At 58.9% G+C, this 26,482-nt stretch carries 27 protein-coding genes and 1 tRNA gene; 21 read left to right on the forward strand and 7 right to left on the reverse strand.

The genetic code is table 11. From position 1 onward, the window contains the following. Positions 1–45 precede the first annotated feature (45 nt). The 4 genes from rpoE to B0D71_RS09735 all read left to right on the forward strand — a co-directional run bounded on the left by rpoE (position 46) and on the right by B0D71_RS09735 (position 3,820). Entirely contained in the window at positions 46–627 is a 582-nt protein-coding gene (gene rpoE, locus B0D71_RS09720; protein WP_003172477.1) for an RNA polymerase sigma factor RpoE/AlgU, read from the forward strand. 31 nt (positions 628–658) lie between these two features. Further along, positions 659–1,246 (forward strand): sigma-E factor negative regulatory protein, encoded by a 588-nt coding sequence (locus B0D71_RS09725; protein WP_103394572.1) that lies wholly within the window; start codon positions 659–661, stop codon positions 1,244–1,246. Positions 1,247–1,254: 8 nt separating this feature from the next. After that, positions 1,255–2,214, forward strand: coding sequence for a MucB/RseB C-terminal domain-containing protein (locus B0D71_RS09730; protein WP_103394573.1), 960 nt, complete (start codon positions 1,255–1,257; stop codon positions 2,212–2,214). A gap of 178 nt (positions 2,215–2,392) precedes the next feature. After that, positions 2,393–3,820 (forward strand): DegQ family serine endoprotease, encoded by a 1,428-nt coding sequence (locus B0D71_RS09735; RefSeq protein WP_103394574.1) that lies wholly within the window; start codon positions 2,393–2,395, stop codon positions 3,818–3,820. 76 nt (positions 3,821–3,896) lie between these two features. On the opposite strand, the gene B0D71_RS09740 is transcribed toward B0D71_RS09735, so the two are convergent. Further along, positions 3,897–5,330: a M48 family metalloprotease gene (locus B0D71_RS09740; RefSeq protein ID WP_103394575.1), complete on the reverse strand. Its 1,434-nt coding sequence runs from the start codon at positions 5,328–5,330 to the stop codon at positions 3,897–3,899. Positions 5,331–5,428: 98 nt separating this feature from the next. On the opposite strand from B0D71_RS09740, the gene B0D71_RS09745 reads away from it, so the two are divergent. Both B0D71_RS09745 and B0D71_RS09750 read left to right on the forward strand, forming a co-directional pair. Then, entirely contained in the window at positions 5,429–5,668 is a 240-nt protein-coding gene (locus B0D71_RS09745) for a sulfurtransferase TusA family protein (RefSeq protein ID WP_103394576.1), read from the forward strand. Positions 5,669–5,699: 31 nt separating this feature from the next. Next, positions 5,700–6,770 carry an AI-2E family transporter gene (locus tag B0D71_RS09750; protein ID WP_103394577.1) on the forward strand — a complete coding sequence of 357 codons (1,071 nt, stop codon included), beginning with the start codon at positions 5,700–5,702 and terminating at the stop codon, positions 6,768–6,770. Positions 6,771–6,894: 124 nt separating this feature from the next. On the opposite strand, the gene B0D71_RS09755 is transcribed toward B0D71_RS09750, so the two are convergent. Then, complete coding sequence (locus tag B0D71_RS09755; protein ID WP_103394578.1) at positions 6,895–7,368, reverse strand: peroxiredoxin; 474 nt, start codon at positions 7,366–7,368, stop codon at positions 6,895–6,897. Positions 7,369–7,378: 10 nt separating this feature from the next. Beyond that, positions 7,379–7,939, reverse strand: a complete 561-nt coding sequence (locus tag B0D71_RS09760) for a glycine cleavage system transcriptional repressor (RefSeq protein ID WP_007979776.1) — start codon at positions 7,937–7,939, stop codon at positions 7,379–7,381. A gap of 328 nt (positions 7,940–8,267) precedes the next feature. Here B0D71_RS09760 and dapA point away from each other — a divergent pair, with 328 nt between their 5' ends. The 7 genes from dapA to B0D71_RS09800 all read left to right on the forward strand — a co-directional run bounded on the left by dapA (position 8,268) and on the right by B0D71_RS09800 (position 13,540). Continuing rightward, on the forward strand, positions 8,268–9,146 hold the full coding sequence (gene dapA / locus B0D71_RS09770) for a 4-hydroxy-tetrahydrodipicolinate synthase (protein ID WP_007979774.1): 879 nt from the start codon (positions 8,268–8,270) through the stop codon (positions 9,144–9,146). A gap of 17 nt (positions 9,147–9,163) precedes the next feature. Further along, entirely contained in the window at positions 9,164–10,279 is a 1,116-nt protein-coding gene (bamC, locus tag B0D71_RS09775; protein ID WP_103394579.1) for an outer membrane protein assembly factor BamC, read from the forward strand. 4 nt (positions 10,280–10,283) lie between these two features. Beyond that, positions 10,284–11,042, forward strand: coding sequence for an MBL fold metallo-hydrolase (locus tag B0D71_RS09780; protein ID WP_103394580.1), 759 nt, complete (start codon positions 10,284–10,286; stop codon positions 11,040–11,042). 28 nt (positions 11,043–11,070) lie between these two features. Next, on the forward strand, positions 11,071–11,784 hold the full coding sequence (gene purC, locus B0D71_RS09785; protein ID WP_007944067.1) for a phosphoribosylaminoimidazolesuccinocarboxamide synthase: 714 nt from the start codon (positions 11,071–11,073) through the stop codon (positions 11,782–11,784). Positions 11,785–11,867: 83 nt separating this feature from the next. Then, positions 11,868–11,957, forward strand: a tRNA-Ser gene (locus tag B0D71_RS09790). Between the two features lie 235 nt (positions 11,958–12,192). Further along, entirely contained in the window at positions 12,193–13,119 is a 927-nt protein-coding gene (locus tag B0D71_RS09795) for a LysR substrate-binding domain-containing protein (protein ID WP_103394581.1), read from the forward strand. 55 nt (positions 13,120–13,174) lie between these two features. After that, entirely contained in the window at positions 13,175–13,540 is a 366-nt protein-coding gene (locus B0D71_RS09800; RefSeq protein WP_103394582.1) for a 5-carboxymethyl-2-hydroxymuconate Delta-isomerase, read from the forward strand. Positions 13,541–13,555: 15 nt separating this feature from the next. Here the strand turns inward: B0D71_RS09800 and B0D71_RS09805 are convergent, their stop codons facing one another. From B0D71_RS09805 to B0D71_RS09815, 3 genes are all read right to left on the reverse strand, one after another. Further along, positions 13,556–14,482 (reverse strand): LysR family transcriptional regulator, encoded by a 927-nt coding sequence (locus B0D71_RS09805; protein WP_103394583.1) that lies wholly within the window; start codon positions 14,480–14,482, stop codon positions 13,556–13,558. 114 nt (positions 14,483–14,596) lie between these two features. Beyond that, the gene (locus tag B0D71_RS09810) at positions 14,597–15,514 is read right to left on the reverse strand and encodes a DMT family transporter (protein ID WP_103394584.1); all 918 of its coding nucleotides are present in this window, start codon (positions 15,512–15,514) and stop codon (positions 14,597–14,599) included. 13 nt (positions 15,515–15,527) lie between these two features. Beyond that, complete coding sequence (locus B0D71_RS09815; protein WP_103394585.1) at positions 15,528–16,712, reverse strand: cyanate transporter; 1,185 nt, start codon at positions 16,710–16,712, stop codon at positions 15,528–15,530. A 494-nt stretch (positions 16,713–17,206) separates the two neighbouring features. Between B0D71_RS09815 and B0D71_RS09825 the strand changes: the two genes are divergently transcribed. The 6 genes from B0D71_RS09825 to B0D71_RS09850 all read left to right on the forward strand — a co-directional run bounded on the left by B0D71_RS09825 (position 17,207) and on the right by B0D71_RS09850 (position 23,751). Then, positions 17,207–18,589, forward strand: a complete 1,383-nt coding sequence (locus B0D71_RS09825) for a glutamine synthetase family protein (RefSeq protein ID WP_103394587.1) — start codon at positions 17,207–17,209, stop codon at positions 18,587–18,589. 190 nt (positions 18,590–18,779) lie between these two features. Continuing rightward, positions 18,780–20,429, forward strand: a complete 1,650-nt coding sequence (locus tag B0D71_RS09830; RefSeq protein ID WP_103394588.1) for a phosphoethanolamine transferase — start codon at positions 18,780–18,782, stop codon at positions 20,427–20,429. 72 nt (positions 20,430–20,501) lie between these two features. After that, the gene (locus tag B0D71_RS09835) at positions 20,502–21,152 is read left to right on the forward strand and encodes a class I SAM-dependent methyltransferase (protein WP_103394589.1); all 651 of its coding nucleotides are present in this window, start codon (positions 20,502–20,504) and stop codon (positions 21,150–21,152) included. Between the two features lie 123 nt (positions 21,153–21,275). Further along, on the forward strand, positions 21,276–22,409 hold the full coding sequence (gene rnd, locus B0D71_RS09840; protein ID WP_103394590.1) for a ribonuclease D: 1,134 nt from the start codon (positions 21,276–21,278) through the stop codon (positions 22,407–22,409). Next, a complete protein-coding gene (locus B0D71_RS09845; protein WP_103394591.1) occupies positions 22,406–22,699 on the forward strand; it encodes a YcgL domain-containing protein in 294 nt (97 codons plus the stop codon). The genes rnd and B0D71_RS09845 overlap by 4 nt, the downstream gene beginning before the upstream one ends. 119 nt (positions 22,700–22,818) lie before the next feature. Next, positions 22,819–23,751, forward strand: coding sequence for a D-2-hydroxyacid dehydrogenase (locus tag B0D71_RS09850; RefSeq protein ID WP_103394592.1), 933 nt, complete (start codon positions 22,819–22,821; stop codon positions 23,749–23,751). Between the two features lie 77 nt (positions 23,752–23,828). On the opposite strand, the gene B0D71_RS09855 is transcribed toward B0D71_RS09850, so the two are convergent. Next, positions 23,829–24,422 (reverse strand): nitroreductase family protein, encoded by a 594-nt coding sequence (locus B0D71_RS09855; RefSeq protein ID WP_103394593.1) that lies wholly within the window; start codon positions 24,420–24,422, stop codon positions 23,829–23,831. A gap of 279 nt (positions 24,423–24,701) precedes the next feature. On the opposite strand from B0D71_RS09855, the gene B0D71_RS09860 reads away from it, so the two are divergent. Together B0D71_RS09860 and B0D71_RS09865 are read left to right on the forward strand one after the other, a co-directional pair. Continuing rightward, positions 24,702–25,151 carry a YcgN family cysteine cluster protein gene (locus B0D71_RS09860; RefSeq protein ID WP_008015986.1) on the forward strand — a complete coding sequence of 150 codons (450 nt, stop codon included), beginning with the start codon at positions 24,702–24,704 and terminating at the stop codon, positions 25,149–25,151. Positions 25,152–25,186: 35 nt separating this feature from the next. Then, the gene (locus B0D71_RS09865) at positions 25,187–26,416 is read left to right on the forward strand and encodes a hypothetical protein (RefSeq protein ID WP_103394594.1); all 1,230 of its coding nucleotides are present in this window, start codon (positions 25,187–25,189) and stop codon (positions 26,414–26,416) included. Positions 26,417–26,482: the final 66 nt, after the last annotated feature.

Consider the following 26,482-nt stretch of genomic DNA (forward strand, 5'->3'; position numbering starts at 1 on the left):
TGGTTTACTTCTGCAAGCCTCCTCCGAGCTCATCGAGGAGTGTTCATGCTAACCCAGGAAGAGGATCAGCAACTGGTCGAACGCGTTCAGCGCGGCGACAAGCGTGCTTTCGATCTGCTAGTGCTGAAATACCAGCACAAAATTCTCGGGTTGATCGTGCGTTTTGTGCACGACACCCATGAAGCCCAGGATGTGGCACAAGAAGCCTTTATCAAGGCGTACCGTGCACTTGGAAATTTTCGCGGAGACAGCGCGTTTTATACGTGGCTTTACCGCATCGCCATTAACACGGCGAAAAACTATCTGGTTTCACGCGGCCGCCGGCCGCCGGATAGCGATGTCAGTTCCGAAGATGCAGAGTTCTACGATGGCGATCATGGCCTCAAGGATCTCGAGTCGCCAGAACGGGCTTTGCTGCGGGATGAGATCGAAGGCACCGTCCATCGAACCATTCAGCAACTGCCGGAAGATTTGCGTACGGCTTTAACTTTACGTGAGTTTGATGGTCTGAGTTACGAGGACATTGCGAGTGTCATGCAATGTCCGGTAGGCACCGTGCGCTCCCGGATCTTCCGCGCCCGGGAGGCCATCGATAAAGCCCTGCAGCCGTTGTTGCAGGAAAACTAAAGACAGCGGCGATAGCCAAGAGAGGAACGCCATGAGTCGTGAAGCCCTGCAGGAATCGCTGTCCGCAGTGATGGATAACGAAGCGGACGAATTGGAATTGCGTCGGGTATTGAATGCCTGCGACGATGTTGAAACCCGTGACACATGGGCTCGTTATCAGATCGCTCGGGCAGTGATGCACAAGGATCTGCTGCTTCCACGCCTGGACATCGCCGCGGCTGTTTCCGCTGCCCTGGCTGACGAAGCCTCGCCGGCAAAAGCTTCTCGCGGTCCATGGCGCAGCCTGGGTCGTCTGGCTGTCGCTGCCTCGGTGACCCTGGCGGTACTGGCCGGTGTGCGTCTTTACAACCAGGATGAGATCGCCGGTGTCGAACTGGCCCAGCAATCCAGTCAACCCGCATTGGCTGTTCCTCAAGTAAAAGGCCCTGCTGTTCTGGCAGGCTACAATGAGAGTTCGGAAGCTACTGGCCCAATGGCCAATGGCGTTTTGCAAGGTCAACCAGGCTGGCATGATCAGCGTCTGCCAGGCTACTTGCGCCAACATGCTCAACAGGCTGCACTGAAAGGCACTGAGAGCGCTCTGCCTTACGCTCGTGCCGCAAGTCTGGAAAACCGTTAAGGAGGATCATGCGCGCCATACCTCTACTTTCGCTTCTGCTCAGCGGCTGGTTCATCGTTCCAGCCCAAGCCGACGATGCCCAGGACTGGTTGACCCGCCTGGGCCAGGCAGAGCAGCAGCAAAGCTTTCAGGGTACTTTCGTCTACGAGCGTAACGGTAGTTTTTCTACCCATAACATCTGGCACCGTGTCCAGGATGGAAAGGTCCGCGAGCGTTTGATTCAGCTCGACGGCTCCGCTCAGGAAGTCGTTCGCATTGATGGGCATACTCAATGTGTCAGCGGCACACTGATAGCAGGTCTGGGGGACTCCCCCAACTCCGCTGCCCGTGCGCTCGATCCTCAAAAGCTCAAGAATTGGTATGACCTTGCCGTCATTGGCAAGTCGCGTGTTGCCGGGCGTTCGGCGGTGATCGTATCGCTGACACCCCGCGATCAACATCGCTACGGCTTTGAACTGCATCTGGATAAAGAAACCGGCCTGCCTCTGAAGTCTTTGCTGCTGGACGACAAGGGGCGGTTGCTGGAGCGCTTCCAGTTCACGCGCCTGGATACGGCTGACGCTCCTTCCGAAAACGACCTGCGGGCCAGTAACGATTGCAAGCCAGTCAACCTCGATAGTGACAAGGCCTCTGCCGTCAAGCCTGCCCAGACCTGGCGATCCGACTGGTTGCCGCCTGGCTTCGAGTTGACCAGCAGCACCGCGCGCAAGGATCCGGAGACCAAAACCCAGGTCAATAGCCTGATGTATGACGATGGCCTGGCGCGTTTTTCGGTATTCCTTGAACCGTTAAATGGCGCAACCGTCACCGACACCCGTACTCAGTTGGGGCCGACCGTTGCGGTTTCCCGGCGCTTGGCCACGGCACAGGGTGACATGATGGTGACCGTCGTCGGCGAGATACCGGTCGGTACCGCTGAACGGATAGCACTTTCGATGCGTGCCGACGCCGCTGCAACCAAGCAGTGAGCTAAATTCGAAATGTTTCGTGAGCATTTCAATTTGCAAAAAAACCTTAAATTTTTTATAGGTCAGAGCCCCTCGGCTCTGGCCTTGTTTGTTGTTCCCGGAACAAAAATACCGGCGTATTGTTCCCGGTGTTCCTTGCTCCATATCGCTTAACCATGCTCGTCGTAACGGGAGCCGTATGTCGATACCACGCTTGAAGTCCTACCTTTCCATTATTGCCACCGTGCTGGTGCTCGGTCAGGCGGTCGCCGCCCAAGCGGTCGAATTGCCTGACTTTACGCAACTGGTCGAACAGGCCTCGCCTGCGGTCGTGAACATCAGTACCACGCAAAAGCTGCCGGATCGCAAAGTCAGTCAGCAGCAGATGCCCGACCTCGAAGGCTTGCCGCCAATGCTGCGCGAATTCTTCGAGCGGGGCATGCCGCCGCAATCGCGCTCACCTCGCGACCGTCAGCGTGAGGCAACTTCCCTGGGCTCGGGTTTCATCATTTCTTCTGATGGCTATATCCTGACCAACAACCACGTGATCGCCGATGCTGACGAAATCCTCGTTCGTCTGGCTGATCGCAGCGAAATGAAAGCCAAGCTCATCGGTACCGATCCACGATCCGACGTGGCGCTGCTGAAAATCGAAGGTAAGGATCTGCCCGTGCTCAAGCTCGGTAAATCCCAGGACCTGAAGGCCGGCCAGTGGGTTGTCGCGATCGGCTCGCCATTCGGCTTTGACCACACCGTGACCCAAGGCATCGTCAGCGCCGTCGGTCGCAGCCTGCCGAATGAAAACTATGTGCCGTTCATCCAGACCGACGTGCCGATCAACCCAGGTAACTCGGGCGGCCCGCTGTTCAACCTGAACGGTGAGGTGGTCGGGATCAACTCGCAGATCTACACCCGCTCCGGCGGCTTCATGGGTGTGTCGTTCGCGATCCCGATTGATGTGGCCTTGGATGTTTCCAATCAGCTGAAATCCGGTGGCAAAGTCAGCCGTGGCTGGCTGGGTGTCGTGATTCAGGAAGTGAGCAAGGACTTGGCCGAGTCGTTCGGCCTGGAGAAGCCGGCCGGTGCGCTGGTTGCCCAGATTCAGGATGATGGCCCGGCTGCCAAGGGCGGGCTGCAGGTTGGCGACGTGATCCTGAGCATGAACGGTCAGCCAATCGTTATGTCGGCCGACCTGCCGCACCTTGTTGGCGCATTGAAGGCTGGCGCCAAGGCCAATCTGGAAGTGATTCGTGAGGGCAAGCGCAAGAACGTCGAATTGACGGTTGGCGCGATTCCGGATGAAGACAAGGACCTGGATGCGCTGCCAAAATCCAGCATCGAGCGCAGCAGCAATCGCCTCGGGGTTTCCGTGGTCGAGCTGACTGATGAGCAAAAGAAAACCTACGACCTCAAAGGCGGTGTGCTGATCAAGGAAGTGCAGGACGGTCCTGCCGCCATGATCGGCCTGCAGCCAGGTGATGTGATCACTCACCTGAACAACCAGGCCATCGGTTCCACCAAGGAGTTCGCGGACATCGCCAAGGCGCTGCCAAAGAACCGCTCGGTGTCGATGCGGGTGCTGCGCCAGGGACGTGCGAGTTTCATCACCTTCAAACTGGCTGAGTAATCCGGTTGTTGGCTGAATAAAAAAACCGCCTCGCAAGAGGCGGTTTTTTTGTCCGGACTTTTTGTCCCCGAGGGCGTCAGCCCATCATGTCCTTGATCATGCGCTCCTGCTCCATCAGCTCGCGTTGCCGCGCGTCGATCCGCGAAGACAGCGGGAAGTTGCTGCCTGCCTTGCGTTTGGCGAAGTCCAGTTGCTGAATGGCCTGTTTGTAGTCACCGACCAGGGCAAAATACTCGGCGCGAGCCTGATGCAGGCCGATGATATTGCCCGACAGGCCGCGCGTTTCGGCAACCTGATACCACACGTCCGGATCATCCGGGCGCGACTTGAGCAGGCCTTCGAGGGCTTTCTCCGCATCCGCGGTGCGGTTTTGCTTGAGCAGCAGGTCGACGCGCACCTGGTTCAGCGGGTAGTTGCCGGGGTACTGGCTCATCAAGCGATCAACCCGGGACTGGGCATCCGCCAGGCGATTGTTGGTGATATCCAGATCGACCTGAGCCAGGTTGTAGATGATTTCGTTGGGTGACTTGGCCAGCAGCTGCTTGAGGTTTTCCCGTGCTTCGTTCAGTTGGCCGCCCTTGATCTGGGCGATCGCCAGGCCGTAGCGTGCCACGTCGTTTTTCGGGTTCTCGTCGAGCTGGGCGCGGAAGCGCTTGGCGCCGAGCCCCGGGGTTTCCTCATAGATCAGCTGTACGCGTGCGCGGATCAGTTGGTAGCGCATGCTGTCTTCGATACCGCCCGTTGGAAACTGTTCCGCGCGGTTACGGGTATCGGCGATACGCGATTCGGTGACCGGGTGAGTCAGCAGGAATTCCGGCGGCTTGGCATCGTAGCGGTACTGACGCCCCAGGCGCTCGAACATGGTTGGCATCGAGCGGGGATCGTAACCGGCCTTTTCCAGATTGAGGATGCCGATACGGTCGGCTTCCTGCTCGTTCTGGCGGGAGAATCGCCGCTGCTCCTGGATGGCGGCGGCCTGTGTGCCGGCAATGGCTGCGATCCCGGCGTCACCGCCACCAGCGGCTGCCACCACGATACCTGCCAGCAATGCAGCCATCATCGGCACTTGCATGCGTTGCTGCGCTTCGACGCCACGGGCAAAGTGGCGTTGCGACAAGTGAGCCAATTCGTGGGCCAGTACCGAGGCATATTCGCCTTCGGTCTGGGCGTTGAGGAACAAACCACCGTTGACCCCGACGATCCCGCCCGGCGCCGCGAAGGCGTTGAGCTGCGGGCTGTTGATCAGGATGAACTCAAGGCGCCGGTCGGTAACCTGGCTGGTCTCCACCAGTCGGTAAACGCTCGATTCCACGTAATCCTTGAGCTGCGGATCGTTGAGCTGCGAAACCTGACTGCGCAACATGGCCAGCCAGGCACGGCCGAGCTGGTATTCCTGTTGAGGCGAGACAATGGCAGAACTGGCGTCGCCGAGTGACGGCAGGTCGTCGGCGAAGCCCGGTGAGGCGAGCAGGCAAGCGAGCGTCAGCAGGGTAGGGCGCAAAAATGTCATGCACAAAGCCTTAGTCGACAAAGACCTTACTGTAGCCGGACACCGGCGTTGCGACCAGATATTCTAGGCAGCTCAACCACCTGACCCGGAGTGATGCAATGATCGACGCTGTAGAGCATGACGTTGAACTGGACGCCAGCGGCCTCAATTGCCCGCTGCCGTTGCTCAAGGCCAAGATGGAGCTCAACCGGCTGGCCAGTGGCGCGGTGCTCAAGGTTATCGCCACCGATGCAGGTTCACAGCGCGACTTTCGCACCTTTGCCCGATTGGCCGGTCATACCCTGCTTCGTGAAGAAGAAGATGCCGGTGTATACCGCTACTGGTTGAAAAAAGCCTGAAATTGGCTGCGTTTGCCCCTAAGGATTATTGATGTTCAAAGTGTTACGCGACTGGATTCAGCGCTATTTTTCCGATGAAGAAGCGGTGGTGCTGGCTGTCCTGCTGTTTCTGGCGTTCACCGCCGTCCTGACCCTGGGCGGTATGCTGGCACCGGTGCTTGCCGGGATGGTGCTGGCGTACCTGATGCAGGGATTGGTGGTGACGCTTGAACGCCTGCGGGTGCCGGGAGGGGTCGCGGTAGGGTTGGTCTTTGCGTTGTTCATGGGGTTGTTGCTGGTGTTTATCGTGGTGGTCGTGCCGTTGCTGTGGCATCAACTGATCACGTTGTTCAACGAGCTGCCCGGCATGCTCGCCAAGTGGCAGTCGCTGTTGTTGCTGTTGCCCGAGCGCTATCCGCACCTGGTGTCTGATGAGCAAGTGTTGCAGGCCATCGAAGTGGCGCGGGGCGAAATCGGCAAGTTTGGTCAGTGGGCGCTGACGTTTTCGCTGTCGAGCCTGCCGTTGCTGGTGAACATCATGATCTACCTGGTGCTGGTGCCGATCCTGGTGTTTTTCTTCCTCAAGGATCGGGCCATGATCGGCCAGTGGGTACGCGGTTACCTGCCCCGTGAGCGGGCGCTGATCACCCGGGTCGCTCATGAAATGAACCGGCAGATCGCCAACTACATTCGCGGCAAAGTCATCGAAATCTTCATTTGCGGTGGCGTGACCTACATCGCCTTTGTTGTTCTTGAACTCAACTACGCGGCGCTGCTGGCATTGCTGGTGGGGATTTCGGTAGTGGTGCCTTACGTCGGCGCAGTCGTCGTAACGGTGCCCGTGTTTCTGATTGCGCTGTTCCAGTGGGGCTGGAGCGATCAGTTCATCTACTTGATGGCGGTGTACGGGATCATTCAGACGCTGGATGGCAACGTGCTGGTGCCTTTGCTGTTCTCGGAAGCGGTCAACCTGCACCCGGTGGCGATCATTTGCGCGGTGCTGCTGTTTGGCGGGCTGTGGGGGTTCTGGGGAGTATTCTTTGCGATTCCCTTGGCGACGCTGTTCAAGGCTGTGCTGGATGCATGGCCGCGCAAGGAGCCAGTGGTGGCGCCGCTGCTTTAATCCAGAAAGTGGATTTATGCAGTGAGGCGAAGGACCTCATCGCGAGCAAGCTCGCTCCTACAATGGATCACGTGAATCCTGTGGGAGCTTGCTCGCGATGGCGTCCGAAAGAACGCCCAGGTAATCAGGCTTTATTCAGCGCCTGAGCCGCAGCCAAAACCGCATCAACATGCCCAGGTACCTTAACGCCGCGCCATTCCTGGCGCAGCACGCCTTGGGCATCGATCAGGAACGTACTGCGATCCACGCCCATGTACTCCTTGCCGTAGAGCTTTTTCAGCTTGATCACGTCGAACAGCTGGCAGATGGCTTCGTCCTTGTCGCTGATCAGCTCAAAGGGGAACTCCTGTTTACATTTGAAGTTCTCGTGGGATTTAAGGCTGTCGCGAGATACGCCGAACACTTCGGTATTGGCGGCCTTGAACGCGGTGTACTGATCACGAAAACCCTGCCCCTCGGTCGTGCAGCCCGGCGTGCTGTCCTTGGGATAGAAGTAGATCACTACCTGCTTTCCCTTCAGGCCGGCGAGGCTGACGGTCTGCCCGCTGGTGGCGGGGGCTTCGAAATCGGCAACCGGTTGGTCGATGGCAACGGCCATGAAAGCTTCCTTACATTGGGTTCTGTGGGCGCCAGGGTTCGATCAGGGCATCCAGGTTCAGCGCGTCGGCAAAATCCAGGAACTGATCGCGCAGCCAGCTGATCTGCACGCCGGCCGGCAAGGTCACGGTAAACGTGGCGTTGAGCATGGTGCCGCCGGTCTGCGGAGCCTGATAGGTGTCGCAGGTCAGGTTTTCCAGTTCGACATTGTGGTCCATGAAGAACTGGCACAGCTCGTTGATGATGTCCGAGCGGTAGGCCGAGCTGACATAAGCGACATACGGCAGGGCCTGGGGACGGTTTTCCAGAGCAGCGCTGCGTACCACGTTGACCGTGAACGCATGTCGCTTGGCCAGCACTGGCAGGCTGCCTTCCAGGCGTGCCAGGGCATCCCAGCTACCGGAGATTTCCAGCACTAGCGCACTGCATTCGCCATGACGGGTCAGGCGAGAGGTGACAACGGCGCAGCGGTTTTCATGGCTGGCGCGGCACAGGACGTTGGTCAGCTCCATGGGGTTGGCGCCGAGGGCACTGATAACAAGGAATTGTTCGCGAACTGTGGGGGTGGACATGCAGCATTCCTAAAGCGATGAGCGGTCGGTACGTCAATGGGCTGATTTGCCGGGAGCGAGCCTGCGGATGCGAACTCAGAAAGCCCCGAGTGACAGGTTGCAACGAGCTCCGGCAGGGCGGGAGCGAGACGTGGCAAGGCTGGGTCAGGACTTGTGATGCCGAAAATGAAGGCTGAAACCCGACGGACGAGCTTGTCTGTACCGATCAAAGTCTGAAGGGTAGCGAAAACCGGCGCCAAGGGGAATGGCGGCAGCACAGTACTTCGCTTGTGCAAGCATCTTGGCGCCAGTACCATTACGGCTCTCTTTTTCCGGCAGGAGCGGTTTCATGATTGCGGGCAGTATGGTGGCACTGGTCACACCCATGGATGCACAGGGGCGTCTTGACTGGGACAGCCTCAGCAAACTCGTGGACTTCCACCTTGAAAACGGCACCCATGCCATTGTTGCCGTCGGTACCACCGGCGAATCGGCAACCCTTGATGTCGATGAACATATCGCCGTCATCAAGGCGGTAGTCAAGCAGGTCAATGGTCGTATTCCGGTGATTGCCGGTACCGGCGCCAACTCGACCCGCGAAGCCGTCGAATTGACCCGCAATGCCAAGGAGGCTGGCGCCGACGCCTGCCTGCTGGTCGTGCCGTACTACAACAAGCCGACCCAGGAAGGCCTGTACCTGCACTTCAAGCACATCGCCGAAGCGGTCGACATCCCGCAGATTCTCTATAACGTTCCCGGCCGCACCTCCTGCGACATGCAGGCCGAGACCGTGATCCGCCTGTCCACCGTGCCGAACATCATCGGCATCAAGGAAGCGACCGGCGACCTCAAGCGCGCCAAAGCCATCCTTGATGGCGTCAGCAAGGACTTCATCGTTCTGTCCGGCGATGATCCGACCGCGGTCGAGCTGATCCTGATGGGCGGCAAAGGCAACATCTCCGTCACCGCCAACGTCGCTCCGCGTGAAATGGCCGATCTGTGCGAGGCCGCCCTCAAGGGTGATGCCGAGACTGCACGGGCGATCAACGAAAAACTGATGCCGCTGCACAAGGACCTGTTCATCGAAGCCAACCCGATTCCGGTGAAGTGGGCTTTGGTTGAAATGGGCCTGATGCACGAAGGTATTCGCCTGCCGCTGACCTGGCTGAGCGCACCTTGTCACGAAACGCTCCGCACGGCCCTGCGCCAGTGCAGCGTCCTGGTTTAATTGAGGAAGTACAACGCATGAAGCGAATGGCCGGACTTTCCGCACTTGCCTTGATTATCTCCAGCACCAGTGGCTGCGGATGGATCTGGGGCCCGGAAGGTTATTTCCGTGACCGTGGTAGCGATTACCTGGAAGCGCAACAGACCGCACCGATGCAAATACCGCAGGATGTCCGTACCGCCAAGCGTCTGGATCCGCTGTTGCCGATCCCGCGCAACGTGGCCGATGACACCGCCACGGGCGAATACGTGGTTCCTCGTCCTCAGCCGCTGACGGCGGCTGCCGACGCCAGTGCCTACTCGCTGCAGAAGAGCGGCGGCACCAGCTCCATCCTGGCGCAGAACCCTCCGGCCGAAGTCTGGCCTGTGGCCGTTCAATTCTTCCAGGACAACGGTTTCCGCCTGGATGAACAGCGTCCGCAAACCGGCGAATTCACCACGACCTGGCAGCATTCCGACGAACTGTCCGCCGCCGTGGCCAAGCGCCTGAGCGCGGCCGGCGTCAGCACCGACAGCGAAACCCGCGTGCGGGTGCGCATCGAGCCGGGCGTGCAGCGCAACACCAGTGAAGTCTATGTGGTCAGCGCCGAGCGTCCTGCCGGCAGCACCGCTGACGTGGCTTTCACCAACCGTTCGGTCAACACTGGCCTGGACGCGGCACTGGTCGACGACATGCTCGCGAGCATGAGCCGTATCTCGGAGAAGGGCGGTTCGGTCTCGATGCTGGCTTCGCGTGATTTCGACGCGCCTAGCCGTGTCAGCCTGAGTGAAGACGGCAGCGGCAACCCTGTGCTGAACGTCGGTACCGACCTGGATCGTGCCTGGTCGAGCGTCGGTCGTGCGCTGGAGCAAGGCGAGTGGCGTGTTGAAGACATCAACCGCAGCCTGGGCCTGTACTACATCAACCTGGCCGAAAAAGCCGAGAAGAAAGACGACAAGCCAGGCTTCTTCAGCAGCCTGTTCGGCAGCGCGCCGAACAAGGAAGAGCTTGAAGCCCGTGCCGAGCGTTATCAGGTTCGCCTGAGCAAGGTTGGCGAGAACGTCCAGGTCACCGTCGAGAAAAACATCAACACCGTGGCGCCGGCAGATGTGGCGCGTAAAGTGTTGAGCAAGATTCAAGACAACCTGGGTTGATTCTATGCGTTTTGCCGTTCTCGGCAGCGGTAGTCAAGGGAACGGCACGCTGATAGCCAGCGATGACACGTATGTCTTGGTGGATTGTGGTTTTTCCCTGCGGGAAACCGAAAAACGCCTGCTGCGCCTGGGTGTGAACCCGGCGCAGTTAAGCGCGATACTCGTGACCCACGAACATGCCGACCACGTGCATGGCGTGGGTTTGCTGTCTCGGCGCTACAATCTGCCTGTCTACCTCAGTCGCGGGACCTTGCGCGGGATGCGCAAACCAATTGAACCCGCAGGCTTTCTGGCCGGCGGCGAGCAGCTGCAAATCGGTGCCTTGAGCATCAGTGTCATTGCCGTGGCCCACGATGCACAGGAACCGACGCAATATGTCTTCAGTGACGGAGAACGGCGTTTCGGCCTGTTGACCGACCTGGGTTCATATTGTGACAAGGTGCTGGACGGTTACCGGGACCTCGATGCGTTGATGATCGAGTCCAACCATTGCAGGGACATGCTGGCTCGCGGTCATTACCCGTACTTTCTCAAGCAGCGGGTGGGCGGTGAACTGGGACATTTGAACAACCACCAGGCGGCATTCCTGGTGGCCGAGCTGGGCTGGAAAGACCTGCAACACCTGGTCCTGGCCCATCTGAGCAGCAAGAACAACCTGCCGCAGCTGGCCCGGCAATGTTTTGTCGACACCCTCGGGTGCGACCCGGACTGGCTGCAACTGGCCGATCAAGATTCAGGGCTCGACTGGCGTCACATCGCCTAGCCCATCTACTTAGCAAGCGGAGCCCATCATGGAAAAACGTGAAGAACTCTACCGCGGCAAAGCCAAGTCGGTTTACAAGACCGACGACGCTAACCGTTTGATCCTGCTGTTTCGCAACGACACCTCGGCGTTCGACGGTAAGCGTATCGAACAGCTCGACCGCAAAGGCATGGTGAACAACAAGTTCAACGCCTTCATCATGCAGAAGCTCGAAGCTGCCGGCGTGCCGACTCAATTCGACAAGCTGCTGGGCGACAACGAATGCCTGGTGAAGAAGCTGGACATGATCCCGGTCGAGTGCGTCGTGCGTAACTACGCCGCTGGCAGCCTGGTCAAGCGCCTGGGTGTCGAAGAGGGCATGAAGCTCAACCCTTACACCTTCGAACTGTTCCTGAAGGACGACGCCAAGGGCGACCCGTTCATCAACGAATCCCACGTCGTGGCATTTGGCTGGGGCACCGCCGAGCAACTGGTTCGCATGAAAGAACTGTCGCTCAAGGTCAACGAAGTCCTGAGCAAACTGTTCGACGACGCCGGCCTGCTGCTGGTCGACTTCAAGCTGGAATTCGGCGTGTTCCACGATGGCTCCATCGTGCTGGGCGACGAATTCAGCCCGGACGGCTGCCGTCTGTGGGACAAGGCTACCGGCAAGAAAATGGACAAGGACCGCTTCCGCCAGGGCCTCGGTGACGTCATCGAAGCCTACGAAGAAGTCGCCAATCGTCTGGGCGTACCGCTTTAACCGACGCAAGCTTCTGAAAGCACAGAAATATTTCGCTTAGGGGGTTCGCTTCCGGTGAAAGTGTTGATATGATGCGCGCCGTTGGAGAGATGCCAGAGTGGCCGAATGGGACGGATTCGAAATCCGTTGTACCTTCACCGGTACCTAGGGTTCGAATCCCTATCTCTCCGCCATTACATAGAAAAAGCCCCGTAGCTGAAAAGCTCCGGGGTTTTTTCGTTTCTGAAGCTTTTTTTCAGTGGTCTATCGCTGCCGGCATCTGATCAAAGGAACCTGCGATCAGACTCCGATCAAGGAAATCCAGTTACTGAAGCGTGAACCGCGTCAGGCTGTTGAACTTGAGTTGGATAGACGGCAGTTGCCCCAGCTACCTAAACTGTCAGCAGATTAGGGGATCGGGGGCAATGGATGAATCGTAACGAACTTCGCAAGGCGGATATCAACCTGATGGTGGTATTCGAAACGCTGATGCTCGAGCGCAATGTCACTCGGGTGGCGGAGAAGCTGTTTCTCGGTCAGCCGACCATCAGCTCTGCACTCAACCGCTTGCGTGCGATGTTCAACGATCCGCTGTTCATACGCGTTGGTCATCGCATGGAGCCGACAGCGCGGGCAGAGGAGATCATCAGGCACCTGTCGCCGGCACTGGATTCCTTGTCCGTGGCCTTGAGCCTGACCCATGATTTTGACCCGGCCAGCAGCACGATGACGTTCCGCATCGGGTTGTCCGACGATGTTGAGTTCGGTCTGTTGCCGCCATTGTTGCGAGCCCTGCGCCAGGAAGCGCCAAAAGTGGTGTTTGTGGTGCAGCATGTCGATTACTGGCGGATTCCCGACTTGTTGGCGTCCGGCGATATCACGGTGGGTATCAGCCAGACTCGTGGCTTGCCGGCCAATGCCAAACGCAAGTTGTTGCGGCATATCCAGCCGAGCATATTGCGCGCCGATGCCAGCGACACACCGCTGACCCTCGATGAATATTGCGCGCGCCCCCATGTGCTGGTGTCCCACACTGCCAACGTCAGTGGCTACGCCGACGAGTGGCTGGCGGAAATCGGCCGTACGCGCCAGGTGGTGCTCTCGGTACCGCAATACAGTTCGTTGCCGGCACTGCTCGCCGGGACGGACCTGATTGCCAGCCTGCCGGACTACACCGCCGAGGCGATGGCTGCATCGGGAATGCTGTACAAGGAACCCTTTCCCTTCAAGACGCCGACCCTGGATTTGTCCATGGTTTGGCTCAGTCATGTCGATACCGACCCCGCCGAGCGCTGGTTGCGCTCGCGCCTGGAGGCGTTCATGAGTGAGCGTGCCGTTTTGCCACTGCCCGAATGAACCGGGCGGCGCTCTGTTATACGTACGACCTTTCCATTTCCTTAGGAGTCAACTCATGCCTCACCTGCACATGGAATACACCGCCAACCTGACTGACCTGAATGCCGAGGTGGCATTGATGCGGTTGAACAATACGCTGGTGGGTTCCGGTCAGTTCGCTGCCGAATTCGACATCAAGAGCCGCGCGGTCAAGGTCGATACGTTCAAGGTCGGTACGGCACTGGCTGAACGGGCGTTCGTGCATGTGAAATTGGCGCTTTTGAGTGGTCGTTCCGCAGAGATCAAGAAACAGCTGTCTGAAAGCTTGCTGGCAGTGGTGCGGGACCTGTGTGAATGGCCGAGCAGCATTGAGGTCCAGTTGTGCGTGGAAATTCTCGACATCGATCGCGACTCCTACAGCAAGACCGCCATCAATAACTGAACCTCAGGCTGATTCCTACCCGACGCAGGCCTGGATCACTTGTTCTCGTAGCCAGGTGTTGGCGCTGTCCTGATCGACATGCTGATTCCACTGCATGTCGAGGGTGAAACCCGGCAAGCCTTCGGGGACTTCACAGTGATTGAAGGTGTCTGCACTGGCCAGCAGTCGCTGGATGCGCCGCGGCAGGGTCAGGGCATAGTCGGTGCCGGTAATCAGCTTCAGCGCTGCACTGTAGCTGTTGGCGCGTGCGACGATCTGGCGCTGTTGTGCCTGCTGTGCGAGCCAGCCGTCGACCATGTTGGTCGCGGACGTCCAGGGTGTCGGGAACACGTGTCGACGCTCGACATAGGTTTGCAGACTCAAGCGTGGTTCCGCCGGCGCGGCGCGTTTGTCGAAAACACACACCAGATCATCTTCGAGCAGTGTTTGCGATTTGAAATCGACGTGACGGCGATGAAAGTTCGGACCGAAGCACATCACCAGATCGAGGCTGCCGTCGCGCAACGCTTCGGCAGGGATATCGGCTTCGAGTTTGAATACATTGACCATCACCGGAAGATCGGCGAGATCGAAGGTTTTCAACAAGCGCGGCAGGATCAACTGCTCGAAATATTCCGGTGCGCAGATGTTGAAGGTCACGGTTTGCAGGCTCGGGTCGAATGCGGGTGAGCTGGCGTGACACAGGTTGATGCTTTCGAGGATTTTCAGCGCGTGGGGGTACATCGCGCCAGCCTTGCCGGTGGGCTGCATGCCGCCGGTACGGGTATTGATGAACAGCTCGTCCTCGAAAATAGTGCGCAGTTTTTTCAGGCAGTAACTCACCGTGGACTGGCTGACGCAAAGCGTCTCGGACACGCCGGTGACGCTGCTCTGCTCATACACGGCGACGAACACCAAGAGGTCCTGCATGTCGAGTTTTCTAAGCGAATTACTGTTCAGCATCCATTGCGTCTCGCTGCGCCCCTTGCGCTGACCGTGTGCAAGGGTGAGCGAATGATCCTAGCGGAATGAGAGAGCAGGGAAAATGCCTCGCAGGAAGTTTCGCCCAAGGACCTTTCAGCTCTGGACCATCGCCAACACGGCGCGGCGGCTGGACATCAATAGCGCGAACATGCCGATACCCACCAGTCCCGCGCCGGCCAACTCCAGCGGAAGCGGCATCTGGCGCCCCCAAAACCAGTGAAACAAGGTGATGAACAACGTACTCAGATAGATGTAGGAAATCACCGAGGACGGCGCGATCACGCCGATGGCCCGATGCAGCAGCCAAAACGTCGCCAGGGTAGCGAACACCGCCAGGTACATCAGCCAGTAGAAATCCTTGAGCGTCAGTAACGATGCCGAGCGCCAACCGCCACTGAACCCGCAGAACACCAGCAGGAACTGCGCGCCGAACAGCATGTTCCAGAACGTCATGGGTACTGGCCCGCGCCCCTTGAGGCTGTTGGCTTTCAGACGCTGGCTGAGAGGGGCGTAGAGTGCCATCGCCAGGCAACCGATGCCGTACACCGTCAGTGCGTACGGCGATGGCAACTCGCCGGGGTCGGTGCCTTTCATGATCAGCAACACTGCCCCGGCAGCGGCGAGCAGCATCGGCACAATCCGTTGCTTCAGGCGGCTGTCCGGTGTCAGCACGGCTTCGAAACCCAGGGTCATCAGTGGCACTAGCGTGAACATCGTCCCGGTGTTGACGGCCGAGGTGTAGCGCAATGCTTCGAACAGCGAGCCGAAGTACAGCGCCAGCAGCAGGCCGAGCACAGCGTGGCCCAGCAGTCCGCGGGTGGTCATCACGGTGTCGCCTTTAAGCAGCAACAGCGGCAGAAACACCAATGCGCAAAACAGCAGGCGCAAACCGGTCAGCAGGATTGGGTCGATGGCCTGGCTGACTTGCGCCGCTGCGGAAAACGATGCGGCGATCAACAAGGCCCAAAGCAGCATGCTGGCGTGAGCGATGGCGAAACCGGTGGTTTTCATGGAAGGCTCCGGGTCAATGGATGTGGCGGGTGTAGTGCCTTGGGTTGAAACGCAAAACCATCAGCATCATCAGCGCCATGACTGCCGTCAGCGACCACCAGGCCCATTCAAAGCTGCCAAGCTGGTCGCGGATTATTCCCGCCAGCAGCGGCGACAGGCCGGCGATCAGGTAGCCGATGCCTTGCACGAACGCGGTCAGGCCACCGGCGCGCAAGGGGTTGTCCAGGTGATCCAGCGATACGATCAGACTCATCGGGAACAGGCCGCCAATGCCCAGGCCCAGCAGGCATGGCCACATCAGGCTCAGATGCTGCGGGCTCAGAATCAGTCCGCAGAAACCGGCGATGATCAGTGTCAGCAATACCATCAGTACGACGCGGCGGTCGCGGCTGCGATTGGCGATGACAGGGGTCAGCAGACCCGACAGCACTTCCATTGCGGTCAGAAATCCGAGCAGCAATCCGGCTTGCTGTTCGCTCCAGCCTTTTTCCACGTAGTACGGCGCCAGCCAGGCGAGGACACAGGTGTAGGACGCCGTGCCCAGGCCAAAGAAGATCGCGAGTAACCATGCGCGGGAATTGGCGAAGAACGAGCCATTACTGGAAGCCTTTGAATTCTGTGTCGGCATCTGCGCCCGTTGGGTACTCCAAAACAGCAATGCCAACACGGCGAGAACCGCCCAGATCGCCAGGCCCATACGCCAGTTGCCGGTATGCTCCATCACCAGTGGCGCAAAGGCAGCGCCAATGGCGGCACCGCCCATGATCGACGTGACGTAGAGCCCCATGCACAGGGCAACGTGGTCGCTGAAGCGGGATTTGATCAGCGCTGGCATCAGGGCCTGGATCAGGGCGATCCCGATACCTGCCAGCACCGCACTGAGGAGCAACTGCGTGGCTGAATCGAGGAACAACCGCGAGACCGTGGCCACGCCGATAATCAGCAAGGAGAACACCACTGTGCGTTGATCGCCGAATCGCTGGCTGACGCGCAGGCCGACAAACATCGCCAGTCCCATGGCCATCACCGGCAACATAGTCAGCAATGAGGCCAGGCTGAAGCTCAGCGGGATGTCGTCGCGAATCGCCGAGAGCAGCGGCCCGACAGCGGCCATTGAAGGGCGCAGGTTCAGGGCAACCAGGACAATGCTGAACAGAAACCAAAGGGCAGGGCGGGAAGTGACTCGGGTGTTTTCCATGATCGGACCTTGAACAATAGGGGGCCGATTAGGCGCGCGAGACCTGAAGGGCACAAATCAGAAAGTCTGGGGTGGTATTTAGAATTCAAATACAAATTGCTCCCACAGAGGCACCACCCAACAGCCAAATGTTTAGCCAGACCACATCCAAGGTTCTTCAAATCCTGATTTAACGACTCAACCCATCGTGTGACGCTGCGGGTCATCTGTTTTCTGCGGTTCTCTCTATGGACGGTTGGCCAGTCGTAATCCACCTCAAGGCATCCACCGACGCTCGAACGTCGAGCCTTGGTCGTCGGTTCACGCCCGCCACCGCGCCAAACCTCTCTGCACTTCCTTCTGAACTGGCCTTCTGGGCGCTTTGGCATTGCCGCCATGCGCGCCCGCCGGATTCCTGCTTTTTCTGCTGATTGTCCCTACATGTTCCGGTTGAGGCCGGGATTAAAGTGCGGGTGCTTTTGCGTACCCGTCTGACGCGGAAAAAGAGAATTCCCATGAGTAGTGCCCCGACCTCGTTTGCCACCCAGCAAGAAGCCCTGACCTTTCTGGAGCAGAACCCGGACATTGAAATGTTCGAGTTGTTCATCCTCGACAACAACGGAGTACCGCGGGGCAAGTTGCTGCATCGTGACGAGTTGCTGGCGGTGTATGAGAGCGGGCGGCCGTTGCCGAGCACCATCCTCGGCCTGACCATCAATGGCGATGACGTGGAAAACTCCGGGCTGGTCTGGGATGTCGGTGATATCGACTGCCGGGCCTACCCGATCAGCGGCAGCCTCACGCGTATGCCGTGGCGCCTGATTCCGACTGCGGCCGTGCAGGTCAGCATGCACCCGTCGGAGGGAATGCCCGCCACCATTGCCGACCCCCGTCATTTGCTGGCGAAAGTCATCGAAGGTTTGCAGGCTGACGGCTATTACCCGGTCATGGCAGCGGAATTGGAGTTCTATCTGCTGGATCAGCAACGCGACAGCAATGGCCGCCCTCAACCGGCACGGGATGTCGATGGCGGGCGTCCGCGCGGCACTCAGGTCTATGGTTTGCGTGAGCTTGAGCAGATCGAACCGTTCCTGGCCGATCTCTATACCGCCTGCAAGCTTCAGGGGATTCCGGCGCGCACGGCCATTTCCGAATACGCGCCGGGGCAGGTGGAAATTACCCTGGAACACCGCACCGACGCGCTGCAGGCGATGGACGAAGCGGTGCGCTACAAGCGCTTGGTCAAAGGTGTGGCGCACAAGCACGGCATGACAGCGTGCTTCATGGCCAAGCCTTTCGATGACCTGGCCGGCACCGGGATGCACATGCACGTGAGCCTGGCGGACAAGGACGGCAACAACCTCTTTGCCAGTGAAGCCCCGGATGGCACGCCGCTGCTCAAGCAGGCTGTCGCAGGCATGCTCAGTACCTTGCTCGATTCGCTGCTGCTGTTCTGCCCGAACGCCAACTCCTACCGTCGATTCCAGGCCAACAGTTATGCGCCTCTGGCGGCCACCTGGGGCGTGGACAATCGCACCGTGAGTTTGCGCGTACCCGGCGGGCCGGCGTATTCCCGGCATATCGAGCATCGAATTTGTGGCGCGGATGCCAACCCCTATCTGGCGGCCGCGGCGATTCTGGCCGGTATTCATCGCGGTATCCGCGAACAACTCGACCCTGGTGCGCCGGTGGAAGGCAATGGTTACGCCCAGGCTGCGAAACTGTTGCCGACAGACTGGCTGACCACATTGCGCTCGCTGGAGGGTTCCAGTTGGGCCAGGGAGGCCTTCGGCGGCGAATTCCTTGGTGTCTACCTGGCGGTGAAGCGCGCTGAGTATCGCCAATTCATGGGTGAGGTCGGAGAGCAGGACTGGCGCTGGTATTTGCACCAGGCTTGATTGAGAACTGAATCGAAGCTGAACTATTCTCAAATACTCTGAAAGTTTCAGGCTGGTCTTGTAAGCCAACTAATTGTTGGCTTCTTTTTCACAAAAAATTGATGGTTGGCTACCTAAAATTAGAACTGTCTCGGTAAATGAAATTTTCACATTTGCCGAAGACACTTCTTTTCAGGACCCGCCGAACCTCATGCTTAAGATTAAAGCCGTGCGCCCAGAATGGGTGACACTGATTGCCAGCGCATTTTTGTTAGTTGGCTTCAATTTTGTACTTTGGCAGCACCTGTTTGAAATCACCGCATCCGATGGTAAAGGCATCGTCATGCGCGTGGCTTTCGGGGTGATGATCTGCGCGGCCTTCAACATTGTACTGACGCTGCTGGCATTCCGGCCGGTGCTCAAACCGGTCCTGATCCTGCTGTTCATGATCAGCGCGGGCGTGGCGTATTTCATGAGTCAGTATGGTGTTCTGATCGACACCGGCATGTTGCGTAACTTCGCTGAAACCAATGCCACGGAAGTTCGCGACTTACTGTCGCTCAAGTTGTTTGTTTATATTGTGTTGCTTGGTGTTTTACCGTCTTGGCTGTTGTGGAAGACTCCGATTAGTTATCGGCGTTGGCACCGTGAACTGCTCAGTAAAGTTCTGGTGACTTTTGCTTCGGTGGCGGTGATCGGTGGTGTTGCATTGGTTAACTATCAAGGCCTGTCTTCACTGTTTCGCAATCATCACGAATTGCGCTTGATGGTGGTGCCAAGCAACTACATTGGTGCCTCGGCGGGTCTCTTGCGCGAGAAAGTAGCGACTGCACGGCAGCCCTTTGTCAAAATCGGTGAAGATGCCCAGCGCAATCCGGCCTGGCAAACTCACGGGCGCAAATCCCTGACTGTTCTTGTCGTGGGTGAAAGTGCCCGGGCGGAGAACTTCGGCATCCTTGGCTATAGCCGCGACACCACGCCGAAACTGAGTAAGGAAGACGGCCTGATCGCCTTCACCGATGTGCACTCATGCGGTACTGAAACTGCCGTCTCGGTGCCTTGCATGTTCTCCAATATGGGGCGCAAGGACTACAACGCCAGCAAGGCAAAGAACGAAGAAGGCCTGCTGGATGTGCTCAAGCGTGCAGGTATCGACGTGATCTGGCGCGACAACCAGTCAGGCTGCAAAGGTACGTGCGATCGCGTCACCGTTGACGATGTCAGCAATCTGAAAGATCCGGCGCTGTGCGCCAACAGTGAATGCCGCGACGAAATCCTCCTGCAAGGGCTGCAACATTTCATCGATACCCTGGACAAGGACACGGTATTGGTATTGCACCAGATGGGCAGCCACGGTCCGGAGTACTTCAAGCGTTATCCGAAAGAGTTCGAGCACTTCACCCCGGTTTGCGAAAGTAATGCCCTGAACAATTGCAGTCGCGAAAGTATCGTCAACGGCTACGACAACACCCTGGTGTATACCGATCATGTGCTGTCGACCTTGATCGATCTGTTGCGCAGCAATCAGGAAAAAGTGGATACCGCGATGCTGTACCTGTCGGACCACGGCGAATCCCTGGGTGAGTACAACTTGTTCCTCCACGGCACGCCTTACATGCTGGCACCGGAGCAGCAAAAGCATGTGGCGATGTTTGCCTGGTTCTCCGACAGCTATAAAAAGTCGTTTGCGGTAGATACCCACTGCCTGCAACAGAGTCGTGAAAAGCCCCTGAGCCAGGACAACCTGTTCCATTCGATGCTTGGGCTGCTGGAGGTCAACAGCAAGGTCTACAACCAGGATCTGGACATGTTTGCCGGATGTCGTGGTCCGCTGGTCGACGGTGTGTTGGCCAAAGATTGATTGCTCCGATTTTGTTTCACGCGGCGGCCGCCGATCCGCGGCCTGTAGAACCTTTATCAAGAGCCATTGCACATGTCCGCTCAGCCCCCATCCGCCATCGAGCTTGAGATTGCCCAGCGCTACGATCAGGAACACGCGCGCGCCTGCCTTCAGCCGCAAGCGCCTGGCCTGACCGGGCGTCTGGTGCTCTGGCGTGAGGAGCGCTTGGTGCGCAATGCACTCAAGGTCGCTGGCGAACCGGGGCTGATCCTCGATGTGGCTTGCGGTGTGGGGCGTTTTTGGCCAGTGCTGGCCGAACATGCCAATCGGGTGATCCTGGCGACGGATCCGTCCCAGGACATCCTCGATCATGCCCTCACACACCACCCGCAGAGTCTGTTGAAGCGGGTCAAGACCTTTCAAAGCTCCGCGTTCACGATTGGCTTGTCGGAGAACGCGGTTGACTGCATTTTTTGCATGCAACTGTTTCAGCACCTCACCAACCCGGAACATCGTCTGGCGATGCTGGGCGAGTTTTACCGGGTCAGTCGCGATACGGTGATGGTCGCGGTGCGCCTTGACGGTCGTTTCCAGAGCGCGGGTTCTGGGACGGAAGGGCCATTGCCGAGCAAGACCGAGGTGGAAAGCGAGTTCAGGCAGGCGGGTTTCCGTTTGCTCAGTCATCAGGACTTTTTCCCCGGTTGCGCGCGGATGCGGATCTACGTGCTGGGTAAGACCAGCTAGCGCGACGTTGTAGGACTATTCTTCATGTCACGCAGTAATTTTCGCTAACGCTCTTGTTCAGTGGATGCGCGGAAATCGCCGGGGGCGATATATACTGCGCGCCATTCTTCAAGGGAGAGCCGTGTGGCCATCGATATTCACTGGATTCGCGACAACGATAGCCTCGGACGGTTGTGTGCCGAGTGGCAGCAGCTGCCATTCGTTGCCCTCGACACCGAATTCATGCGGGTCGACACCTTCTACCCGATCGCTGGTCTGCTGCAGGTCGGCGATGGCGAACGCGCCTACCTGATTGACCCGCTGACCATCGACAACTGGCAACCATTGGCCGCATTGCTGGAAAACCCGGCCGTGGTCAAAGTTGTCCACGCTTGCAGCGAAGACCTCGAAGTCCTGCTACGCCTGACTGGCAGCCTGCCGGCGCCACTGTTCGATACCCAACTGGCCGCCGCTTACCTGAACCTCGGTTTTTCCATGGGCTATTCGCGGCTGGTGCAGGAAGTGCTTGGCATCGAACTGCCCAAGGGTGAAACCCGTTCCGACTGGCTGCAGCGCCCGCTTTCCGAAACGCAGATCAGCTATGCCGCCGAGGACGCTGTGCATTTGGCTGAAGTCTTTGTAAGGCTGCGTCCAAAGCTGTCTGACGACAAGTACGCCTGGGTCCTGGAAGATGGCGCCGAATTGGTGGCCAACCTGCGCCGCGAGATCGATCCGTACGAGGTCTATCGCGATGCCAAGCTGGCCTGGAAGCTGTCTCGCGCCCAACTCGCGGTTTTGCGTGAACTCTGCGCCTGGCGCGAAAAGGAAGCCCGGGCTCGTGACCTGCCGCGCAACCGGATTGTCCGCGAACATTCGTTGTGGCCGCTGGCGCGTACGCAACCGGATAACCTTGGTGCCCTGGCGAAAATCGAAGACATGCACCCGCGTACCGTGCGTCAGGACGGCGAGTTTCTGCTTGATCTGATCAAGCGCTCTGGCAGTGTGTCGCCTGATCAATGGCCACCAGCCGTGCCGGAGCCGCTGCCAGTGGATGCCGCCGCGTTGCTCAAGCAACTGAAGGCCATTGGCCAGGCCGAGGCCGAGCGCCTGAACATCGCGCCGGAACTGATGCTGCGCAAGAAAACCCTGGAAGCGCTGCTCAAGAGCGGCTTCCCCAATGGTCCCTACCAATTGCCTGATTCGCTGCGTGGCTGGCGCCGCGAATTGATGGGCCAGGCGCTGCTCGACAGCCTGGCCACCGCCGGAGAACAGCCTTGAAACGTATTTGTTCCATCTACCGCAGCTCGAAGAGAAACGAAATGTACCTGTACGTGCTCAAGAGCGATGCTCTGGAGCGCGTGCCGGATCCCCTGATGGCAGCCTTCGGCAAGGCCATCCACGCGTTCGACCTGGTGCTGACCCCCGAGCGCAAGCTGTCGCGCGAGGACATCGCGGTCGTACTGGAAAACCTCGACAAACAGGGTTATCACCTGCAAATGCCGCCTGCCGAAGACGAGTACATCGAGCACTTGCCGGAAGAATTGTTGCGTCGCAACGATCCGGTGTGAGCGGCAGACAGGTTCTGTTCAGAATGGTAATGAAACACTGATTGATTTTTGCGATGGCAGCATCGACGGAGCACCACTCTGTCGGCTGTCGTCTGCACCGTTTTTGAAAGGTTTGAAGCATGCGCGTCCTGATTGCTGAACACGACCACCCTGTGTACGCCCAACTGTTGCGCGAGGCGGCACCGGACCTGGAGGTGCTGACCAGCGGTGATTCCGCCGAGCTGGCCAGTCAGGCCGCCGACTGTCCGGTGTGGCTCGGCCAGCCTGATTTGCTGGCGACCCTGTTACGCCAGGGCCATCAACCGCAATGGCTGCAATCGACCTGGGCCGGCATTACGCCGCTGCTGGCCGACGGCTTGCCGCGGCACTATCGGCTGACGCGTGCCGTCGGCATCTTCGGCCAGGTCATGGCCGAGTACGTGCTCACCTATATGCTCGGTCACGAACGTGAAGTACTGGCGCGGCTGGTTAGCCAGGTCGAGCGCAAATGGGACAGTCGCCATGGCCAGAGCCTGGCGGGGCGCAAGGTGCTGATCGTCGGCACGGGCGATATCGGTCAAAGTGTCGCGCAGTTCCTCGTGCCGTTTGGCGTCGAGCTGTATGGCGTTGCCAGCAGCGCGCGGGAGCAGGCACCGTTTATCGAAGTCGGTTCACTGGCGGATCTGCCACGGCTGGTGGGTGAGGTCGATTACGTGGTCAATCTGTTGCCGAACACGCCGGACACCCACGATATCTACGACGCGGCGCTGTTCAAGCAATTCAAGCCGACCGGGTTGTTCATCAACGCCGGGCGCGGTGTGGCGGTGGTCGATGCTGATCTGGTGGAAGCCTTGAAGGAAGGGCATCTGGCGGGCGCGGTGATCGACGTGTGCCGTCAGGAGCCATTGCCGCAACGACATCCATTCTGGACCGCCTGGGGCCTGTTGCTGACCGGCCACAGCTCGGCACCGACCTCGCCGTCGCTGATGGTGAAGCTGTTTGTCGAAAACCTGCGGGCGTATCAGGCAGGAGAAGCGTTGCGCGGGGAAGTGGATTTCGATCGCGGGTATTGATTCACCACTGATTCTGCCTGGTGCACCAAACCTGTGGGAGCGAGCTTGCTCGCTCCCACAATGTTTTTTGCAGTGGCTTAGAGGGTGAAGTCACCTTCAGCCGCCAGCTCGCTCAACGGACGACGCGGGCTGGGTTCTTCACGGGCTTGCAGGTAATCCGCCAGACTCGCCTTGTCCCCCAGCTTGCCCACCGCGACGGCGGCGTGCAGGGCGTAGCCTTCCGGAATGTTCAGCTCCTTGCGGGTCAGTTCCTGGTCGAAACCGGCCATGCCGTGGGTGTGCCAGCCGCTCAGGCTTGCTTGCAAGGCCAGATGGCCCCAGGCCGAACCGGTGTCGAAGGTGTGCCACAGGGCCGGGGTTTCTTCGGTGGCGCCAGGCACGGCAAAGGTGGTTTTCGAAATCACGATCACCAGGGCCGAAGCATGTTGCGCCCAGCTGCGGTTGAATTCATTGAGCAGGCCCAGGTAACGCTCCCAGTTCGGCGTGTCGCGACGTGCGTAAAGAAAGCGCCAGGGTTGCGAGTTGTAGGCCGAGGGTGCCCAGCGCGCGGCTTCGAAGAAGCTCAGCAGGGTTTGCTCCGGGATCGTTTCGCCAGTGAAGGCGCGGGGCGACCAGCGATCGGTGAACTGTGGGTGAATGGCGTAATCGGCAACGCGTGGGTTGGCACTCATCAAGAGATTCCTTGCTACGTTTGAAAGTGAGGGTCGTCCGAAAACTGTGGGCACAGTTGGGCCGGGCCGTGAGGTTTTTCGAGAGCCGTGGCAGTTCACCGTAATGCAACGCGGTTGAGCGTTAATGGCACGCAGGTCTGGCTCCTTGCGATTGGCAAAGCTACTTGTCAGCGCAAAAACTGACAAGCCCGTTCTACCGACAGTCGCCAATGCTTGGCCCAAGGGGCTTCGGGCACTAAACTGGCGGCCTTTTCACCACCTGATGTCGATGCTCGAACCATGGCCGCCAAAGTAGAACCGTTCTGGATACGCAAAACCCTCGATCAACTCGATCAGGAGGAATGGGAGTCGCTGTGCGATGGCTGTGGATTGTGTTGCCTGCAAAAGCTTGAAGACGAAGACGACAACAGCGTTTATTACACGCGCATCGCCTGCAAGCTGCTGGACCTGAAAACCTGCCAGTGCACGGACTATCCTAACCGCCGTGACTCTGTGCCGGACTGTATCCAGCTCACGCCGGGCAAGGCCGACGAATTCAAATGGCTGCCGCCGACCTGTGGCTATCGCCTGGTCAGTGAAGGCAAGGACCTGCCGTTGTGGCATCACCTGGTGTGCGGTGATCGCGATGCCGTGCATCACGAGCGGATTTCCCAGTCCGGGCGCATGCTCGCCGAGGGCAGCGTGCCGGAAGATGATTGGGAAGATCACCTGATTTTCCGCGCGGGTTGACTGCCTGAGGATTAACCTTTCACGAAGGAGTGTGTATGGCTGTGGGATGGCGGCAGGCGTGGGTCGCTGGATTACTGGCGGTGAGTTCGCCCGTATGGGCAGCGAACAAGGTCAATCTGGATTATCACGTGCGCCTGTTGCCGCAGAGCGATCAGGCCGAAGTGCGCCTGACGCTCGCCCAGGGTTCGGCGGTACGCAGCCTGGACTTCAACCTCGGCGACGGCAGCCATTACAGCGATTTCAAGGCTGACGGCCAATGGCAACTGCCCCCCGGCAAAGCGGCGCGCGGTGTCTGGCGTCCGACTGCCGACAAGGCCAGCCTGACCTACCGCGTGAAAATCAGCCACGGGCGCAAGAACGGCAGCTTCGACACGCGCATGACGCCAAACTGGGCGTTGATGCGCGGCGACGATCTGGTGCCTGCGGCCAAACTCGATCAACAGGACGGCACTGAACTGGTTTCACGCCTTGAATTCGAGCTGCCCGGTGGCTGGAAAAGCGTTGAAACCGCCTGGCCACGAATCGCCAAGAACAAATTCCGTATCGATAACCCCTCCCGACTGTTCGACCGGCCCACGGGCTGGATGCTCGCCGGTCAGCTTGGCAGCCGCCGGACTCGTCTGGGCGAGACCGAAGTCACCGTCACCTCGCCGTTGGGGCAGGGGATGCGCCGTATGGATGCACTGACCCTGCTGACCTTCGTCTGGCCGCAACTGCAGGCGCTGTATCCGCGCCACCCCGGCAAGCTGTTGATCGTCGGGGCCAATGATCTAATGTGGCGCGGCAGCCAGTCGGCGCACGAGTCGATCTATCTCAACAGTCACCTGCCGCTGGTCAGCGAAAGCGGCACCAGTGCGTTGGTCCGTGAGTTGGCCCAGGTGTTCGGACGGATCAACGGCACCCAGCGCAGCGACTGGATCAGTGAAGGTTTTGCCGAGTATTACGCCATCGAACTGGTGCGCCGGGCCGGCGGCATGAGTGATGAGCGCTACGAGAGCCTGCACGGCAAGCTGGTCAGGGACAGCCAGAAAGTCACCACGCTGCGCGGCAAGCAGGTCAGCCCGGCGCAGGTGGCCAGGGCGGTGGTGTTGTTGCAGGAGCTGGACGGCGAGATTCGCCTGAAAACCCATAACAAGCGGTCACTGGACGACGTGTTGCAGGGGGCAATGCGGCTGGGGGATATCGATACCCAGGCGTTTGTTCAGCTCAGTGAGAGCGTGATCGGTGGTTCTTCAAAGGTACTCAGTACCGAGTTGATTCAATAAGTCCGCTATCGCTGGCAAGCCAGCTCCTACATTTGATCCGTGGCGTTCACAAAATCGATGTAGGAG

Origin of the sequence: Pseudomonas laurylsulfativorans (assembly GCF_002906155.1) — a bacterium.
Taxonomy (GTDB): domain Bacteria; phylum Pseudomonadota; class Gammaproteobacteria; order Pseudomonadales; family Pseudomonadaceae; genus Aquipseudomonas; species Aquipseudomonas laurylsulfativorans.